Source organism: Pantoea sp. K16 (assembly GCF_048452805.1).
Classification (GTDB): domain Bacteria; phylum Pseudomonadota; class Gammaproteobacteria; order Enterobacterales; family Enterobacteriaceae; genus Pantoea; species Pantoea agglomerans.
In genome coordinates, this window is record NZ_JBLWNV010000002.1 from 226,673 (window position 1) to 240,572 (window position 13,900).

10 protein-coding genes are annotated in these 13,900 nt (G+C 54.0%); all 10 read right to left on the reverse strand.

Features of this window, described 5'->3' with window-relative positions:
* Positions 1-47: 47 nt before the first annotated feature.
* The gene (locus ACK13D_RS03755; protein ID WP_256844193.1) at positions 48-1,589 is read right to left on the reverse strand and encodes a glutathione ABC transporter substrate-binding protein; all 1,542 of its coding nucleotides are present in this window, start codon (positions 1,587-1,589) and stop codon (positions 48-50) included.
* Between the two features lie 22 nt (positions 1,590-1,611).
* A complete protein-coding gene (locus ACK13D_RS03760; RefSeq protein WP_331843132.1) occupies positions 1,612-3,477 on the reverse strand; it encodes an ABC transporter ATP-binding protein in 1,866 nt (621 codons plus the stop codon).
* 15 nt (positions 3,478-3,492) lie between these two features.
* Entirely contained in the window at positions 3,493-4,458 is a 966-nt protein-coding gene (gene dgcA / locus ACK13D_RS03765; protein WP_418795734.1) for an N-acetyl-D-Glu racemase DgcA, read from the reverse strand.
* 1 nt (position 4,459) lies between these two features.
* Complete coding sequence (gene dgcN / locus ACK13D_RS03770) at positions 4,460-5,467, reverse strand: N-acetyltransferase DgcN (RefSeq protein ID WP_158149382.1); 1,008 nt, start codon at positions 5,465-5,467, stop codon at positions 4,460-4,462.
* A 269-nt stretch (positions 5,468-5,736) separates the two neighbouring features.
* Entirely contained in the window at positions 5,737-6,318 is a 582-nt protein-coding gene (locus ACK13D_RS03775) for a hypothetical protein (RefSeq protein WP_418795736.1), read from the reverse strand.
* Entirely contained in the window at positions 6,318-7,280 is a 963-nt protein-coding gene (locus ACK13D_RS03780) for a hypothetical protein (protein WP_418795737.1), read from the reverse strand. The genes ACK13D_RS03775 and ACK13D_RS03780 overlap by 1 nt, the downstream gene beginning before the upstream one ends.
* A gap of 453 nt (positions 7,281-7,733) precedes the next feature.
* Positions 7,734-8,204: a hypothetical protein gene (locus ACK13D_RS03785; RefSeq protein ID WP_010245984.1), complete on the reverse strand. Its 471-nt coding sequence runs from the start codon at positions 8,202-8,204 to the stop codon at positions 7,734-7,736.
* A complete protein-coding gene (locus ACK13D_RS03790) occupies positions 8,201-12,589 on the reverse strand; it encodes an RHS repeat-associated core domain-containing protein (protein WP_418795739.1) in 4,389 nt (1,462 codons plus the stop codon). The genes ACK13D_RS03785 and ACK13D_RS03790 overlap by 4 nt, the downstream gene beginning before the upstream one ends.
* A gap of 3 nt (positions 12,590-12,592) precedes the next feature.
* The gene (locus ACK13D_RS03795; RefSeq protein ID WP_010246011.1) at positions 12,593-13,033 is read right to left on the reverse strand and encodes a DcrB-related protein; all 441 of its coding nucleotides are present in this window, start codon (positions 13,031-13,033) and stop codon (positions 12,593-12,595) included.
* 17 nt (positions 13,034-13,050) lie between these two features.
* Positions 13,051-13,896, reverse strand: a complete 846-nt coding sequence (locus ACK13D_RS03800) for a hypothetical protein (protein WP_132498476.1) — start codon at positions 13,894-13,896, stop codon at positions 13,051-13,053.
* Positions 13,897-13,900: the final 4 nt, after the last annotated feature.

Here is a 13,900-nt window from a genome sequence, read left to right on the forward strand (position 1 = left end):
ACGTCCCTCATCCGTTCCGGACAGGGGACGAGGAAGAAGAGACCGTCTTATTTAAAGGACGCCTGAGTGAACAGTAAATTGCCATCAGGCAGCATCGAAACGCCGCTCAGCGTGTTGCGTTTGCCGACCAGATTGTCTGGCGTGCCAAGGAACGCCACCGGTGCTTCTTTCCACAACACCTTTTGCGCTTGTGCATAGGCGATGCCACGCTTTGCCGGATCGGCCGTCGCCAGCCCGGCAGCAATCGCTTTGTCTGCATCAGCGTTACTGAAGTAGGAGACGTTATACGAGGTCGGAACCCAGGACTCGGTGGCAAACAGCGGACGCAGCGCCCAGTCGGCATCCCCTGTAGAGGTCGACCAGCCGCCATAATAGAGGTCAAACTCCGCCTTTTTCGGGTCCTGTACGCCCCACAATTTTGCGTTGCGCGTGCCGGAATCCATCGGTGTTACCGTGGCACGAATGCCTGCCGTAGCCAGTTGCGCTTTCAGCACCTGAGCGGCACGGACGCTGGCCGTGGCGTTGGTCACCCAGAGCTTAAGATCCAGTCCCTCCGGATAACCCGCCGCTTTCAGCAAGGCTTTGGCCTTATCCGGCGCATAGCCGTAATCAGGATCGCCCTGTTTTTGATAGAACTGTACGCCTTCCGGGATCGCGGATGTGGCAGGTTTGCCCAGACCGGCAAAGGCCACTTTCAGCCACAGATTACGGTCAATCGCATAGTTGATCGCCTGACGCACCCGAACATCGGCCAGCGGCTTGTGCTGCGTGTTGATCGCCATGTAATAAAGGTAAATGCTCGGATCGCGCTGAATGGAGAGGTGGCTGTCCTGCTGAACGGCTGCGATGAGGTCTGAAGGCAATGGCCAGATGGCGTCCACCTGACCCGACTTCAACGCTGCCACCCGTGTCGCATCTTCGGGACTTGGAGAGAAGATGACATGGTCGACTTTAGGCCATCCCTGCTGCCAGTAACCTGCATATCTGGCCAGCGTAACGGCTTTGCCTGGTTTCCAGTCGACAAAGGTAAACGGACCGGTTCCCACCGGATGCAGTCGCAACTGCGCTTCGTCCGGATATTGCTTAAGAATTGACGGGCTCCACATCACCGCGGAAGGATGCGCCAGGGTGTTGATAAAGGCACCGAACGACTGATTCAGATCGATTTTTACCTGGTCGGGTGCCAGCACCGTGACCTTATCAATCATTTTGTAGAGGCTGTTACGCTTCAGCCCTTTTTTCTGATCTGCCAGACGATCAAGGTTCGCTTTGACGGCGTCTGCATCAAAAGGGGTACCGTCCTGGAAGGTAACGCCTTTGCGCAGCGTCAGCGTAAATTCGGTGGCACTGTCATTAGAGGTATAACCGGTCGCCAGCCAGGGTTGCAGCTTCATCCGGGAATCAAACTGGAACAGGCGCTCAAAGATGCCGCTCTGAACCGAGTAGCTGACATTATCCGAGGTGTCGTGCGGATCCAGCCCCGTGATATCGGCATACATTGAAATGCGCAGATCCTGTGCCTGCGCAGTCATGACCAGCGTCGTCGTCAATGCGAGGGCGAGCGAAGTACGGCGAAACAGCGTTTTCATAAATTCTCCTGGTCGTTAAGGATTATTGCAATGCAATGCCGTCAGCTACCCAGTGCTGGGGGGCAACCTGCCGATATCGGGTTTTAGTGACCGTTTCACCCACCTTACGCAACGGCGAGGGGATTTCGCTGTCATCGAAAATACGGGGCTGACGATTTTCGGGATCCGCTACCGGCACGGAGGCCAGCAGACGTTGGGTATAGGGGTGTTGCGGCTGATTAAATACCGACTGGCGCGGTCCAAGCTCCACAATCTGGCCGAGGTACATCACCGCGACGCGATTAGCAATACGCTCGACGACCGCCATATCGTGAGAGATGAAAATCCATGCCACGCCCGTTTGCTGCTGCAGGTCCATCATCAGATTGACCACCTGCGCCTGAATCGAGACATCAAGGGCCGATACCGCTTCATCAGCAATAATCACTTTCGGTTTCAGCGCCATGGCGCGGGCAATAGCAATACGCTGACGCTGACCGCCAGAAAATTCGTGCGGATAACGACGCGCGTGCTCTGGCAGGAGACCGACGCTCTTCAGCAGCGCATCTATCTGTGGGGAAGCCTGTTCAAGCGAAGAGACCATGCCATGTAACAGCAACGGCTCGGCAATGGTGAAACCCACCGTCAGGCGGGGATTCAGTGACGCATAGGGATCCTGAAACACCATCTGAATTTCACGGCGGAGCGGCTGGAATTCTGCCTCTTTCAGGTCAGAGATTTCCTTTCCTTCAAAGTGAATACTTTCAGCTTCACTGTTGATAAGGCGCATCAGCGCCCGTCCGGTTGTCGATTTGCCGCAGCCGCTTTCACCCACGATGGCCAGGGTCTCACCTGGCCACAGACTGAAATCAATCTGCTCAACCGCATGCACATGATGCGTCAGGCTCGATAAGATGCCGCTGCGAATCGGGTAATAGACTTTTAATCCGCGCACATCCAGCAGCGGCGCCACGTCATAGCGAGCGGTATGCTGTTCGCCTTGCACAGCCTCGCGGGCACCGGGCAGAGGAAAGCGTTGTGGCCACCTGTGTTCCCGCATATCGCCGAGTTTTGGTACTGCCGCCAGTAACGCTTTGGTATAAGCATGCTGCGGGGCGGCAAAAATCTCAGACACGGTTCCCTGCTCTACCACTTCGCCACGCAGCATGACCACCACGCGATCGGCGATTTCCGCTACCACACCCATATCATGAGTGATAAACAGCACCGCCATTTGTTTCTCGCGTTGCAGCTCACGCAGAATATGGAGAATGCGCGCCTGTACGGTGACATCCAGCGCTGTGGTAGGCTCGTCGGCAATCAGGAGTTGTGGGTCACAGGCAAGGGCCTGGGCAATCATCACACGCTGCCGCATGCCGCCTGACAGCGAGTGCGGATAGCTTTTCATGACGCGATCCACATCGGCGATACGCACCTGTCGCAGCAATTCACGCACCCGCGCATGGGCCTGCTTTCTGTCGCACTGTTGATGATCGCGTAATGCCTCGGTAAGTTGATCATCAATGCGCAGCACCGGATTCAGCGAGGTCATGGGCTCCTGAAAGATCATCGCCATTTCACGGCCACGCAACGTGCGGCGCTGAGCGTCATCCAGCTTTTCTAACGCATGCATTTTTCCGCTGCGGTCGCGGAACTGCATGCTGCCGCCATCGACACGGCCGTTATTTGCCAGCAGGCCCATAACCGCCAGCGACGTGACAGATTTGCCTGAGCCGCTTTCACCCACGACGGCGACGATTTCACCTGGATGAATGGCAAAACTGATGCCTTTGAGTGCCTGATTTTCACCGCTGCGTCCATGAAACGACACGCTGAGATCCTGAATCGCCAGCACGGGAGAGGCAGAGGCAGCGCGGGTTGCAGGGGAAGTACGTTGTGTGTCCGTCATCGTCGCCTCACAGAGTTATAGCCAGATACGGCCTTGGGAGTAGCTCAGGAAAGGAGAACTGTCGGCGGCAAGCCAGATGGGGCCATCCAGATCGACGAATTCAGCGTTAACCGCGACGGGTAATGCGGCCTCCATGGCCAGTGACGAGCCCAGCATGCAACCGACCATAATGCGCATATTGAGCGTCCGGGCTTCATCCACCATCGCCAGCGCTTCAGTCAGGCCACCGCATTTATCCAGCTTGATATTGATCATCTCGTAGCGATCGCGTAGTCCGGCAATATCCGCCCGCGTATGGCAACTCTCATCGGCACAGACCGGTATGGGATGTTTGAAACGTTTCAGGTCATGATCCTGTCCGGCGGGAAGGGGTTGCTCCACCATCGCGATGTTGAAGGCCTTAAGCGCCACCAGCAGGCTTTCCAGTTCCAGACTCGACCAGGCTTCATTGGCATCGATAATGAGCGTGGCATGCGGTGCCGCCGCGCGAATCGCCGCCACTTTTTCCAGAATCGCATTACGGTCGAGCTTAATTTTGAGCAGGAGGGCGCCACGTGATACAGCATCCGCCGCCGCCTGAGCCATACATTCCTGCGTATCGAGGCTAAGGGTTTCTGCCGTAATGACCGACTCTGGCTGAGAGCAGGTGCTCTTTTGCCACAGCGTTTGATTAGCCCGTGCGGCATCAAGTCGCCATAGCGCACAGTCCAGCACGTTGCGCGCTGAAGCGGCGAGTAAGCGGTGTTGCAGATCATGACGGCTGAGGCCCGACTCAATGTCAGTGCGTACCGCTTCGAGCATGGCCTTAACGCTATCCGGCGTCTCATCGTAGCGAGCCGTTGGTGTACATTCGCCCTGCCCGATGAATCCCTCCTGCTCCAGCGTGACACGGATGACCGTCACGGCGGTACGGGTACCGCGTGCGATAGCAAAGGGTCGCGCCAGCGGCAGCTCCACCACATCAATCTGCAACTTTCTCATTTCAGCCACGCTCCTGAAGCAGTGCGGCGATCTCATCAATACCAAAACGCACAGGATCCGTTGCCGGTAAGCCGAACTCAGCGCTGATTTCGGCGCAATAAGCGAGCGCCTCTTCTTCGCTGTAATTGGAGGTATTGATAGCAAAGCCAGCCAGCTGAACGGACTCACTGGTCACCTGCGCGGCACGCAGATTGGCTTCAACGCACGCCTGCAGGCTGACCATGGGCTGGTGTGGCAAATGACGCATGTGGGGTCGTCCCATTTCATGGCACATAACCAGCCAGTGTGGTTGCGCACCGTGCATCAGCCCCATACTCACGCCCGCATAGGAGGGATGGAACAGTGAGCCCTGGCCTTCAACGATATCCCAGTGGTCCTCGTCATTCGCCGGTGAAAGCGCTTCTGCTGCACCGGCAATAAAATCAGCGATGACCGCATCGACAGCGATGCCCTCCCCTGCGACCAGAATCCCGGTCTGCCCCGTGGCACGAAAATCAGCTTTCAGGCCGCGCGCACGCATCGCCGCTTCCAGCGCCAGTGAGGTGTACATCTTGCCCACTGAGCAGTCTGTACCCACGGTCAGTATCCGCTTACCTGAACGCTTCTTACCGCTGCCCACATTGAGCGCTGGACGCATATGACGCAGGTCAAAAAGCTCAACGCCAGAAGCCTGTGCAAGCGTCACCAGTTCCGGTTCGTCTACCAGCCGATGGTGCAGACCACTGGCCACATTCATGCCTGCTTTAATGGCACCTTTGATCGTTTCAAGCCAGTGCGCTGGCAGATAGCCCCCGGCATTGGCAGTGCCAAGCACCAGCGTTTTCGCTCCGCGCGCTTTGGCGCCGGGAATATCCAGTTCATCCAGACCCAGACTGACCGTGCAGCCCGGCAGTTTAATTTCGCCAACGCACTGCTCCGGCCGCCAGATATGAATACCGCGCGCCGTTTTTGCCGCAAGGGGATCGGTAACATCGCCAAGAAAGAGTAAATAGGGTTGTGGGATTAGCATGTTGTCTCTCGTTTCAGCCAAAAGATCAGGTTCTGAAACCACTATTTCATGCGCTCTGAAAGGTGACGAATGCTTGTTTAGCAGGAGGGTATAACGGCAGGTTATAGCCAGAGGTAATAGTGATGATGGATGGGTTTTTCAGGGGGTTTGGGACAGGGGATGGAGTAAAAGAAGGAGTGGGTCATAGGAAAAAGATCGTGTTGAAAGAAAAATAGAAGAGAGTCGCGGAATGGGTATTCCGCGATAACAGCACTTCAGACCAGTATGGGTTATTTCATGCGACGCTGCCGGGCGACGCTGGCGAGACGTTGTGTCCGGCAGTAAATGGCAAACAGGATGAAAGCCTGCCCATTAAGTATCCAGCGAGCACCCACCAAAGCCGCGAGTGCCAGAATCAGCCACAGGCCCGAGTGACTACCCATAACTACACTGTAGCTCAGGAGTAAAACGGTCGATATAAGCAACATCGCACAGACGTAAGCCAGCCCCGCCACACCGGCTGTATGGCCTCGCGCAAGCAGGTAACTGGCCGTGAGTATCGCGCCAATAACGACGATTGAGGGAACAAAAAAACTCAACGCATGTACCTGTGGACTGAGCGGAGGTAAAGCGTGCAGAAACGTCAGCAAATTAAATGCAAATGCAGCCAGCAACAGCATCAGCACGATTGCAACGGGGAAGCCATTTTGCCGGGGCAGCGCCTCAGAAGGCTGTTTAAAATAGCGCTCGAGCTCTGAAGTGGAACGGGCAAGTATGGAATCATCCTGCCGTGCGATTACCTGATCTATTTCGCGACCATGTTGCAGTAGTTCAGTGATATTTGGCCCGACAAGCCATGATAGAAATTGCATTAAAATACCGCCAGTGATTGAATTGTTCCCACAATATAGCGCCCGGAGCGCGGCACATTACCTGGAGCAGCAATGATACCACTGACAGCACTGCCTGCCACAGCAGCTGCGCTCGTAACGACCTGCGCGAGTTGCTTAACAAGTTCTTTTTGCACCGACCCTACAGGGAAACGCTTTGGATAAAGTCCTGCACGGATGGCGGCTTTAAGCTCTTTATTACTTATACCAGGGTTTTGTGCCTTAATGATTAATTCAGTAAGGCGAGCCCGGTCCTGCCTTGGATAGTTCCGGAGCCACTCCGTTGCTTTTAAAGAAGAGACTGATTTCATCGCTCGCCATGTTGCCAGGGCTTCTTTTAACGCACCGCCCACACTGGCTAGTGAAATAAGGTCAAGGGACGTTGAAGTGGCAACGTACCAATCCTGAGAGTCCAGCCACGCTACGTTTTGACCACCGTTTTCGACGAGATCATAAACCCGGTAAATACCATTGACACATTGCACGCCTGTTGCGGCAGCGCCAGCATAACCAATAGCAACAAGCACGCCGCTACTGCCAGCGGTTATAGGCGTTGCTGAAGCGCCGATAACCGCTACACCAGCTGTGATAATCATTGCACCACAGGAAAGCACGGTCGAGGCAATCTCCGTTCCCATTGAGGTTACGCTTACGGCTTCACTAAGTGACTTGCCCGTATTAGACGCTGTGGCTTGCTTAGGCGTTTTGGTCACAATCAGATGTGTAACGATACCACTTTGACCATTGGGATGACGCTGACCAGGCCGAACAAGATAACGCTGTGCGCCATCTGCATAGATGATGCCAGCCTGATAAAACTCCCGAGTACAATCCATTGCTGCACCCAGCGCTTTGAAATCAAAATCAGGTGCCCCATAACCGGTCATCCTGGCGATGTCATAACCCGGTAAGTTATTCTCGGGATTCATTCCTGGCAGGTTCATTTTATCTCCTTATAGGCTCAAACTGATGAAGAGAGAGTTCTTAAAAATTGAAATTTGGAATGCAGGTCCAGTCATTACCGCAACAGGATTACATATCAATAAGCATACAATAGGCTAAAAAACCATCATGCCTTAATTAAACAAAAGAACAATAGTTATTCTACTTAACCTTTCACCAAGGACATATAATAGCAGAACCACACTCCATCATAAAAAACTTTTAAAATAAATTGACATAAACAATAATATTATTCAAGCGGTAGTCACCATAGTAGCAATAGCGCTAACAGGTATGTCCTTCATCTTTTTCAATCGTTTGGCTTTGAATATCGCAGTGCCTGCAGGCATTTATAATCCTTACCAAGATTAATAGTTAAACCTTAACGCCCTACATTATAATTTTCTGCAGTAGCACTACACATTAATATATTGACAGCGTGATTAACTTTAAATTCATCTCCACTCAATATATATCCCACACGTAAATGATCTTTCATTAGACTGTACTGTTATCTCACCCCATGAAAATTCCCAAACATGACCATAAGGAGGATCTTTTAATTCACCCTTGTAATTATTTGGATACTTTTCCATCACCCACTCATACAATCTTTTCTCTTCATCAATTAAAACGTTTAAATTTGCTCTTTTTTCCCAATCATTAATGTTTTTATAAAAATAACCAGTTTTACTGATCAGGAACACGCTCTTATTAATAGAAAAAATAGCAGGCCTAAATTGCACATGGAACGGTTCATTGTGCCACATGACATTTTTTGCAGAAAAATAATATTCCCCTACACTTATAAGATCATCAGATGATTTAAAAAACGAAGAATTAATAAATTTTTCGTAAGAAGAAAGTTCTATTTTACTTCCATCTACAAGCAAAGCGCCATTCTCTTCTAAAATCATTTTTTTCATATATCAATTACTTTTCCAGGTTTCAGTTTAAGCCGAGCCTCTTCCGGTATATAAAACTGTAGCCCTCCTCCTCGACCATACTGAGCATTAGCTTCAGCACGTCCTCTGGCTACATATATATCTTCGGTAACGTAGTAAGCTCTCACCTTTGAACGCATTGTAAATGCTGGGTCTAGCATAACTTGCAAAGCTTTATGATAGCCAAGTGGATCACCTTTATACTGCCTGACTGTAGGATGGCTTACAGTATAAGCAGGTAACCGATCTCCATTAGGATGAAGAGCATAAAGTATCGTCCCTTTTTTTATAACCGTATTCTCATAAACATCGATGCCTGGATAATCTCTATTCCCTGGCCCCTGCCACTTCGTCGCTTCTTTCGCAGGGTCTTTACACTTCATCAACCCCCACGGATCCACCCAACCCAGCGCGTTCGGCGCATACTGGTAAAGGTTGATCCCGCCCGCCAGCCCTATCGGGTCCTGCTGGGTAAACCGTCCGCTGTCCGGGTCATAATAACGAAACAGATTGTAGTGCAGTCCGGTTTCCCGGTCCAGGTACTGGCCCTGCATACGCAGGTTCTGCTCCACCACAGGAACACGCTGGCTCGACTCGCGCAGCAGCTTGCCCCACGGGCTGTTGATACCTTCCCAGGCTTTTTGCCCTTCACCGTCAGTCAGCAGCTCCGGCATTCCGTTGGCCGCATTATGGAACCAGTAAATCTCCGGGCTTTCCACACCATCAATACGCGCCAGCGGCTCATAGCTCTGGCTGTCGCTGTAAACGTAGGTCAGCGGAATGCCGTCGTGGATTTCCTGCAGCAGGCGGTAGCCTTCCCACACAAAGCGCGTCGTGACGGCATTGCCAGACGGCCTGCCCTGCAACAGCTGCTGGCTGGTTTTACTGATGCGGCGTCCCAGCGGATCGTAGCGGAAACTCACCTTAGTGCGCGGCCTATTACGGTCACGTGGCTCGCTGATCACATCCGTCAGGCGATGCTCACCATCGTAACGGTAGCGCCAGCGGGTATGCCCGTCATCTTTCTCAGTGGTACGGCCATGGATATCGTACTGCCAGCGGATACCGTTCAGTTCGGTGACGCGGTTATGCAGGACATGTGCGGCAGTATGGCGATCCAGCGGGTTGCCTGCGCCATCCCAGCGCCACTGTTCATTACCCGGCTGCGCACCGTCCTGTGACAACAGCCGGCCGGCGTTATCGTAGTTCCATAATGTCTGGCTGAACGGATTATCATCACGCTCTTCACGGATCAGGTTGTTGCCGTAATCGAAGTCGCGCCGGCGGGACCAGACGCGCGGTGCAGGTCGCTGTGAGTCACCCCTGAACACGTCACGGCGGCGCAGTCTGCCTAACCGGTCATATTCACTGCGCATGGTCAGGCCGCCCTGCGTCCGGCTGAGTTCCCGATGCAGTGTATCCCGGGTAAATTCCGTGACCGGCAGGTTGTCTAATGCGATGCTCAGCAGATGGCCGCTACCATAATAAAGTTGCTTCAGGTTGCGCCCATCCGGCAGGGTTAAGGCAGTACAGTTGCCCAGCGCGTCATACTCCCACGCCAGTTCGCCCTGCTCCCCCTGCTCAGCAACGATGCGGCCCAGCACATCATACTTAAAGGTAATCTCCTGCTCGGCCTGCTGGCTCCACTCGGTGTCAGACAGCGGCAGATGCTGCGACACTTTACCCAGTTGGCCGCCGCCACTGTAGTGATAGCGCGTCTGGCCTTCCGGCGTGGTTCGCGCCAGCAGTTGCCCCGCACGGCTCCAGTGATAGCGATGAGTAATGGACTGAGGATGTCCGGCGGCAAAGGTGCGTGATACCGTGCGGCCCGCCGCATCATAGTCATATCGTGTGGCAACGCCATCCAGCCCGACCTGGGCCAGCAACAGAGAATCTGCGCCCCACTCGAACTGATACTGCTCGCCGTTCTCGTTTTGCAGCGCCGTCAACCGGCCACGGCTGTCCCAGCTTCGCTGAACCGTCTCACCCTGTGCATTACGGTTGGCGATCAATCGCCCGACATTGTCGTAACGGAATTCACTGCGCTTGCCATCAGCCGATTCATAGGCCAGCGGCAGTCCGTTTTCACTCCAGTGCAACCGCTCTTCCCATCCTTCTGCGCGTTCCAGCTGAAGAGGACGGCCTGCTGCATCATAGTGATAACGGGTTTCTTCACCATCCGGCGCGATGACACAGCTGAGCCAGCCCAGGGGATGATAACGGTAGCGCGTGGTCAGCCCTGAACAGTCGGTTTCACGAATAACCTGGCCGGCATCGTTAAACTCACGGCGGTAGCTGTTACCTGCTGCGTCAGTCTCTTCGACAACCAGTCCGAACTCATCCCGCTGATAGAGCGTGTTTTGCCCGAGCGCATCAACAACGCGCTCAAGGCCGTGATGGGGATCGTAATAGTATTTCGTTGTGGAACCGTCTGCTCCGGCAACAACCGTGGGCAGCGAACGGTGTGACAGCCATTGCACCGCCTGCACACCACCGTCAGCATCCTTCTCTTCAACACGGTTGCCCAGATCGTCATAGGTGAAGCTCACCGCGTTGCCCAGCGGATCGATGCGACGCGTCAGGAGTTCGTTTTCATCCCACTCGTAGCGCCACTTCTCGCCGCGCTCGTCGATAAAACAGGTGATGAGGCCCGCGGCATTCCAGTGGTGTTCGCGCTGCTGACCGTCGTAGGTCGACACACGCGTGATGCCCGCCTCAAGATCGTAATGCATGTGGCAGCCATCACCGCTGTTGGTGCGGTTTTCTATAACGCGCCAGTGATCCAGCTTCTGCCAGCGATATTCACTCTCCAGCCCGCCCGGCAGTTGGTGCCAAACCATCAATCCATCGTCGTTGTAACGGAAGCGTCGTGAGACAACGCCTGCGGCATCAGTAACGCTGGTAAGCTGGCCCCGATCATTGTAGGTCCATCGCGCTAATGGCCAGTGCTGATCGCCATCAAAATGGCTGGCTGATGTCGGACGCCGCGCGTGCTGTTTGTCGTCGTAGTGCAGCGTGACGTCAATCGCCAGCGGCGCGTCATGGATACGCACCAGGCGGGCCTGTTCATCCCAGCCCATCTCCAGCGCATTACCGTACTCGTCGCTCAGTGAAGCCAGGCGCAGCACCTGCGGATCAGCGGCCGTGCGCCTGTAAAGACGCCATACCGCACCGTCATCATCGGCAATGGCGATATCGCCAGACTCGTTGCGGCGCACCATCAGCCCTTCGCTGATGCTGTAGAGCACCTCTTTTTCACCGGGAACGTCAAAACTCAGTTCGCGCCCGTTGTCATCAAACCAGGTTGCCCGATTCCCTTCCAGCGTCAGGTAGCTGTCAAACACCGTGGCCCAGCCCTGACCAAACAGGCCAGCGCGCTGGGTCAGACTGTTATAGCTGCGCTGAAAACTGAGCGGGAAACGTCCGGGGAGGGAAAAATCACGCTCGGCATCATCATTAAGGACTTTGACGCCGGTCGCCGCATGAACCGGCAACAGCGACGAGAAGGCCGCATTGATAGCCATGTCCGCCGCCATACCGCCCACGGCACCGGCCAGCGCGCAGGGCATGTTTTTCAGGATCTGACTGGGGCGACCACGGATGAGGGAAAGGCCGATCATCATCACGGCCAGGCCTGGCACCTTGCCGCTTTTGATCTCTCTGACCGTGACGGTTTGACCACCAATGATGACATTGGGGGAAACATCGTCGCTCACGGTGGCGTCACAGGTGGTTTTATCCTTTGCGCGCACCGCAGGCTGGCCATTGATAAAGACGCTTTTCGACCCCTGAGCCAGATATTGCGGTGCACTGTGTTTTTCACAGGCCACTTTGTCCTGCTCCAGCGGAGAGGTGCCCGCATCGGCGGAGGCTACCGTGGGCTGCCACATTGCACTGCCAAACTGGCCGACCGCAGAGAGCAACATGCCGCCATAGTCCGCGAAGCTCTGCGGCGATTGCGGTTCCGGTGGCGGTGTCTCGCCAGGCGTGAGCATCCCGGCCGCGCGTGCGGCTAAAAGACCATTAACGTAGACATTCACTGATCCACTGGCGATTACTCCGGCAGGTGACGGCGGGAATATCATGTTTCCCAGCCCATCGGCCGCTTTGCTGATCTCTTGTGACAGACCAACGGCATTGGCCAGTACACCACCCAGAATACCGCTGAGCAGGCAACTGTTACCCACGGCTGCCACACTCGCCGCTGCCGCCCCTGTGCCTAGCAGGGGCGCTGCCGAGACGATAGCAGCACCCACTGCGGCACCAATGACGGCATAGGCCGCACCTTCCGCAACAATGCTCGTGATATCAGCGAAAATGCTGGAGTGAATGATCTCGTCGCCCACGCGGGCAGCAGGGTTATCCATAGGTTATGCTTTCCGTGGATTGTTCAGACTCAGGCTTTGTTTAAATGCACTCCAGCGCTGTCCATCCTCTTCATTGAATGGACGCATGGCTGAGAGCGTAAAAATCATTAAGATGTTCGAGTCAGGCACCTGTGTAGCCAGCTGTTTCTGCCACACTGCCTGCCCGTTACGGTCAAATACGGTTTCAACTTCAACCGCGTGTAATGTGTTATCCACACCTGCCATCAAACGTACAAATTCAGTCTGCTGGATATGGCCCATCTGACTCCGCAATGTGTCCCACTGACGCTGGAACTCTTTTTCCGCATCACTGCCCTCAGAAATAACACCACGGCTCACAACCCATGCCAGCCCACTGGCTTCATCGCGGAGAATATTCATGGTGGTGTCCTGCCAGGCAGCAGGAAAAAGCGCAAAGGCGCCCTCATTGAATTGGTAATGCATATTGGGTATCCGTTTTATTAATTGTTTGTGGCGGGTGGAATAAGGCTATGATATTCGCCATCAACGTTATCGGCATTAGTGAGTATCTGTGTATTATCACGCGCAACTTTAATGTCGAAAAGTCGATGCGTAATATCAGGATCGCCACCGCAACTGGCGTCGTGATTATCTTCACGAACCGTAATAACAAAGAAACTTTCATCACTGCTGTCGTCAAGATCGTATCGCAGGCATTTCTCATCAAGGGTGGTCAGTTGCCAGGTATGAATTGCTTCGGTTGCAGCGCTGATAGCCTGGTCAGCGCTGATTTCGCTTTGCTCTGCCCCCATGTCTGTTTTCAACATGATGCAACTGACCTTTCCCTGGTCAATCTGAAACATCAACTGTTTCCCGCCAGACGGGTAGACAAGCCAGTGCTGATTATCACTGTTATCTTCTTTTCCGGGTCCATAGGCTTGCTGAACCTGTTCCAGGCTATCGCCTACCTTTATATTTCGGGACGTCGGCACATTGGCATTTTCCAGTAGGATCTCAGCCAGAACCGTGTGGCTGGCATCTCCCACCGCCGCCGCGCTGAACAACTCAAAGCCGTCATAGCTATGCTGGAAGTAGTTGTACTGCTGGTTATTGATAGCCACTTCTCCGGCCAGAACTGAACTCAGAGCCTTACCAGCCCGTACGAAGCTTTCATTGCTCCATGTGTCTCCGGGAGTGAAAGCATAGTCGTTTAGCAGAACGGAAAAATCGCCCTCGTTAAGGGCAGGAACAGACGATTCCGTGCTGGATTCGGCCCTGGCAATGCAGGATAAAACCATGAGAACAGACACAAATATAAGGCTGGTGAAAAAACGATTTACAATCATTGTG

Excerpts from the sequence above, each read along its gene's own strand:
- ACK13D_RS03800 (WP_132498476.1), bottom strand. The coding sequence starts at position 13,896 with ATGATTGTAAATCGTTTTTTCACCAGCCTTATATTTGTGTCTGTTCTC.
- ACK13D_RS03785 (WP_010245984.1), bottom strand. The coding sequence starts at position 8,204 with ATGAAAAAAATGATTTTAGAAGAGAATGGCGCTTTGCTTGTAGATGGA.
- ACK13D_RS03775 (WP_418795736.1), bottom strand. The coding sequence starts at position 6,318 with ATGCAATTTCTATCATGGCTTGTCGGGCCAAATATCACTGAACTACTG.
- dgcA (WP_418795734.1), bottom strand. The coding sequence starts at position 4,458 with ATGAGAAAGTTGCAGATTGATGTGGTGGAGCTGCCGCTGGCGCGACCC.
- ACK13D_RS03760 (WP_331843132.1), bottom strand. The coding sequence starts at position 3,477 with ATGACGGACACACAACGTACTTCCCCTGCAACCCGCGCTGCCTCTGCC.
- ACK13D_RS03790 (WP_418795739.1), bottom strand. The coding sequence starts at position 12,589 with ATGGATAACCCTGCTGCCCGCGTGGGCGACGAGATCATTCACTCCAGC.
- ACK13D_RS03780 (WP_418795737.1), bottom strand. The coding sequence starts at position 7,280 with ATGAACCTGCCAGGAATGAATCCCGAGAATAACTTACCGGGTTATGAC.
- ACK13D_RS03755 (WP_256844193.1), bottom strand. The coding sequence starts at position 1,589 with ATGAAAACGCTGTTTCGCCGTACTTCGCTCGCCCTCGCATTGACGACG.
- dgcN (WP_158149382.1), bottom strand. The coding sequence starts at position 5,467 with ATGCTAATCCCACAACCCTATTTACTCTTTCTTGGCGATGTTACCGAT.
- ACK13D_RS03795 (WP_010246011.1), bottom strand. The coding sequence starts at position 13,033 with ATGCATTACCAATTCAATGAGGGCGCCTTTGCGCTTTTTCCTGCTGCC.